The sequence below is a fragment of the Deinococcus sp. genome, from assembly GCF_025362455.1.
In the GTDB taxonomy this organism is placed as follows: domain Bacteria; phylum Deinococcota; class Deinococci; order Deinococcales; family Deinococcaceae; genus Deinococcus.
This window is the reverse complement of record NZ_JANYGJ010000168.1, coordinates 1-4,070: the sequence shown is the minus strand read 5'-3', so window position 1 is coordinate 4,070 and position 4,070 is coordinate 1. Positions and strand designations below refer to the sequence as shown.

Below are 4,070 nucleotides of genomic sequence, written 5' to 3'. Positions count from 1 at the left end.
CGGCGCTGCGCCGAACCGTCGAGACGATGAATCGCCGTTCCTGCGCGTCGCCCTGCTTGCCCGGAAGCCAAACCCAACTGACCCACAACGGTACACCCGGCAGGTCGTGCAGCTCGATCTGCCGACCTTGTGAAGTCAGGTTCAGTACCGGACAACTTGACTTCAAGCGGCTCCTGGGGCTGAAAAAGGCTGATTGAGAAGCGAGAAGTACGTTTGACACATCGGTGTGGCCCAACGCACGGCGACGACCAGGGCATCCCAGCCGTACTGCACGACACTGCGGGCCTTACGACCATGCGCTTTGATGGGAATGGGGCGCTGTTCGGCCTGCCAGACCCCGACCCTGAGGCAACACACCCAGGCGAGGATGAGGAGGCCGAAGAGTCGTTCCAGTCGGTCGGGTTGGGTCATGGTGCTGTCTTCGAGCCCGAAGCCTCTGGACTTCATTGAGGAAAAAGTACACTCAATACTCAAGCGCTGCCGGTAGAGGGCACAGGTCTCCCAAATCGGCAGGTCGGTGGCCAGGGCCACCAGGTCCCCGGACGGGGATCTGGTGACGACCACCTGCATCAGATTGCCGTAGACGTACGCCTTATCGAACAGGCCAACGGTCTGGCCGATCTGCACGTCGGCAAAGGCTTCATCGACGCGAGCCCCGTCCACGAGGGTATCGACTCGAATCCGCAGGCACCGCTTGACCTTCCGGCGGCGTAGGAAACTGAACCAGTCTGCGCCGATGAATTCCCGGTCCCCAACCAGCACTTTCCAGCGTCTGGCTGGAAGGTGCCCCAGGAGTCGGGCAACGAGGCGCTGGCGCAGCGCCATATCGCTGCTGCCCCCATGGGGCAGCGCCATCCACACCAATGGCAGCGTGAAGCCAGCAATCACGACACCGAGCACCAGGAGATTCAGGTCGTGTCTGCCGTGTTCCCAGTTGGTGCGGTCCAGCACCAGGATCAATTTGCCGGGCGGCAATAGAGGCAGCAGGAGATGGAGCCATTCGGCGTCCCCGAGTTGCTCATCTTGAAGGCAGCGTTCCACCCGGCGTAGTTTCGCAGCAGTCGAACTGGTGCCCGGAAGGTGCGGCGCCAAAGCGCTGTGGCACGTCGATCTCGCCACAATCAGCGCATTGACGACATCCGCGACACGCCGCAGCGTGTCGCTCCTCAAATACGGCAGACGGGCTTTCAGGATTTCGGTCAAGCCAGTAGGATCAAACAGAGCGGCAGCTTGGGTCATCACACCCCAACCCTGCCGCTCGTGCCATCCCGACATTGGCGTCTGGGTCAACATCAATCCCACTAGATCGGCTTCATGTCGTCTGGGAAAGCGAAAACCTGAAGATGTCCGGTACTGAAGTCCCTCGGCATTCACCCGGTCGGCGATCTGCTGATAGGACAGGCCCTGGGCACGCAGCACCCCAAGGTACCCCCGCTGACCAGCTTATACGCCTCGATTGCACTCCGGTAGCGTGCCTGGGCGCCGCGCCGCCGCGCGTCCAGCGTCAGGTTCTGTGGGTCACCCAGCCGTACACCTCTGGCTTTGGCCGCGCTCAGGGCGTCCTTGGTGCGCGTGGAGATCATTTTGGCTTCCTTCTCGGCGACGGCGGCGAGAATATGTACCGTCAGGGAATCCACCTCAGGCAGGTCTACAGCGGTGAAGCGCACCCGGCTCTCCATCAGGCCCGAAACGAAATGAACATTGCGGGCCAGGCGGTCGAGCTTGGCGATCAAGAGTTCGGCCCCTTCACGCTTGGCCTGTTCCAGGGCGCTGGCGAGTTCGGGACGCTGGCGCTTGTTGGTGCCGGTCTCGACTTCGGTAAATGAGGCGATGACTTCGTAGCCCCTGGCTTTAGCGAAGGCAGCGACATTGGCTTGCTGGGATTCCAGCCCCAGGCCGGAAGCCGCTTGCTTCTGGCGGGAGACGCGGTAGTAGGCGATGGCTTTCATGAAGATGCGTCCGGCGTCTGTGAGTGCCGCAACTGCCGAGATTGGACGACAATTGTCCCCGCGAGAGCGGTGCAGCTCAATCAACCCCCCCGCCGTCAGGGACGCCTCGCCAGGGAAGGCTTAAGAGGTCTTGGCGTGTTCAGGCGTCCAGTCACACTGCACGCCCCAACAGTAAGGGGGTGACTTCATCCACTTCCGCCACCCTACCCACCGCTCAGGGCCGCTTTGGTCCTTGGCTCCACCACATCCGGCGCGGCCAGGGCAAGCCGCTGCTGTTGATCCATGGGCTGGGCAGTTCCTGGCAGACCTGGGCGCCGATTCTGCCCGGACTGGAGGCGCAGCGTGAAGTCATCGCCGTCGATCTGCCCGGCTTCGGCCACACGTCCCCACTGCCCGGTGAAGTGAGTATCGCCACGCTCGCCGACGCGCTGACCGATTTTCTGACGCGGTTGAACCTCCTGGGCATCGACGCCGTGGGCACCTCGATGGGCGCGCGATTAGTGTTGGAACTCGCGCGGCGCGGGGGCGTCCTGGGAACGGTGGTATCACTCGATCCAGGCGGGTTCTGGCAGGGCTGGGAACGGGACTTCTTCTACAGCACGGTGGCCGCGTCCATCAAGCTGATCCGTGCGCTTCAGCCAGCTATGCCTGCCCTGACGGCCTCTCCCGTCGGACGCAGCGCCCTGTTCGCCCAGTTCTCCTCGCATCCCTGGGACCTGGCGCCGGAGCTCACCCTGACCGAGATGAGGAGCTTCGCCGCCTCGCCGTCCACCGACGAACTGCTGCGCAACCTGGCGTTCGGCGAGGCGCAGCAGGGCATACCCAGGGGCCAATTGGAGCACCCGCTGGTGATCGGCTGGGGCCGCTGGGACCGGGTGTGTCTGCCGGTACAGGCATCGAGGGCTCAGGAGCTATTTCCTGACGCCCGGCTGCACTGGTTTGACCACAGCGGCCACTTCCCGCACTGGGACATGCCCGCACAGACGCTGCGGCTGATTCTGGACGCCACGGTCTGACCGGGTAGCCGGTGACGGTGGGCGAGCGGCTGGCCCTAGCAGCAGTGAAGGAAGACGCGGCGAAATCTCAGGCCGTTTTAGCCTAGCCAGGCGTTCCAGAAACCGAAGTGTTCTGGAGCGGGACAAGAGCTCACTCATGACGCGAGGTTAGTATTTTTTCGCACTGCCCAACCGCCCACCGGGTGCTGGAAGTCAACACTTACCAACATGAATAAGCGTCCACCTCTGGCCCTGGAAGCCGTGCGGGTGGGCGTTTTCGGTTGTGTTGCCTTAACCGGGTCGGGATAGGCTGACCGTCCATGACCGACGCTAAGCCCTACCGCCACCGCTTTCCAGTGACGGTCATTCAGCACGTCATGGGCTGTACCACCGCTTCCCACTCAGCTACCGATGTGGCCAAGAATTGCTGCACCAGCGCGGCATTCAGGTCAACATCGTCGTAAACGGACGCCCATAAGGACGCCACTCCTCCACGAGACCCTCCGCGAGTGGTGCATTAAATTCGGACCTTTCTTCGCGGAACGCTTACACCACCGGGAACCCCGGCGGGGTTCCCGGTGGCATCTGGACGAGGTCTGTACAGGTGTCGATGGCGTCCCTCATTGGTTATGAAGAGCGGTGGACGAGCACGGTTTCGTGTTTGACCTCCTCCTGCGGTTGTGTTGCCTTAATTTGCGTCAGGATAGGACGAGGGCAGGGGCGATCTGAACTTCAGATCGCCCCTGCCGCGACGGCTGACCACGTCTGGAACGCTTTGTTTTGGTTATTTCTTCGGGTGGCGGCGGCGGCGGTGACGCTGATCCGGGCCAGTTGCACGGCGTCGCGCTTCAATTCTGCGGTGTGGCTTCTGCGGGTCGTCATGATGGCGCCTCCTATTTTCGAGGCATATCTCCAGCTACGAAAAACTGAGTCACCCTCAGGTTCCAGCTCGGTGATGTTCGCTTACAGATTCACACTAATTCTAGTTAGTGTTAAAAACCGCCGATCTGAGCTAACCTGAGTGCCATGATCCTGGAGCGCTGGCACACGCCTTTGGCCCTGAGCAACCTGACCGATCAGGCGCTGCGGGTTCGGGCGGTGGAGGCCGCCGCCACCTACGACGCTG

At 62.2% G+C, this 4,070-nt stretch carries 4 protein-coding genes and 1 pseudogene; 2 read left to right on the top strand and 3 right to left on the bottom strand.

The annotated features are described in order from the left end of the window. Positions 1 to 162 precede the first annotated feature (162 nt). Positions 163 to 1,242, bottom strand: a complete 1,080-nt coding sequence (locus Q0R23_RS12705; RefSeq protein WP_293913563.1) for an IS4 family transposase — start codon at positions 1,240 to 1,242, stop codon at positions 163 to 165. Positions 1,243 to 1,370: 128 nt separating this feature from the next. After that, positions 1,371 to 1,949: a recombinase family protein gene (locus Q0R23_RS12700; protein ID WP_293913562.1), complete on the bottom strand. Its 579-nt coding sequence runs from the start codon at positions 1,947 to 1,949 to the stop codon at positions 1,371 to 1,373. Positions 1,950 to 2,128: 179 nt separating this feature from the next. Between Q0R23_RS12700 and Q0R23_RS12695 the strand changes: the two genes are divergently transcribed. Both Q0R23_RS12695 and Q0R23_RS12690 read left to right on the top strand, forming a co-directional pair. Then, complete coding sequence (locus Q0R23_RS12695) at positions 2,129 to 2,965, top strand: alpha/beta fold hydrolase (protein ID WP_293913560.1); 837 nt, start codon at positions 2,129 to 2,131, stop codon at positions 2,963 to 2,965. 299 nt (positions 2,966 to 3,264) lie between these two features. Further along, positions 3,265 to 3,574: pseudogene (locus Q0R23_RS12690) on the top strand (hypothetical protein); the annotation flags it as partial. Between the two features lie 102 nt (positions 3,575 to 3,676). Here Q0R23_RS12690 and Q0R23_RS12685 read toward each other — a convergent pair. Continuing rightward, positions 3,677 to 3,826 (bottom strand): hypothetical protein, encoded by a 150-nt coding sequence (locus Q0R23_RS12685; RefSeq protein WP_293913558.1) that lies wholly within the window; start codon positions 3,824 to 3,826, stop codon positions 3,677 to 3,679. Positions 3,827 to 4,070 lie beyond the last annotated feature (244 nt).

Coding starts and splice junctions, on each gene's coding strand:
- Q0R23_RS12685 (WP_293913558.1), bottom strand. CDS start 3,826: ATGACGACCCGCAGAAGCCACACCGCAGAATTGAAGCGCGACGCCGTG.
- Q0R23_RS12700 (WP_293913562.1), bottom strand. CDS start 1,949: ATGAAAGCCATCGCCTACTACCGCGTCTCCCGCCAGAAGCAAGCGGCT.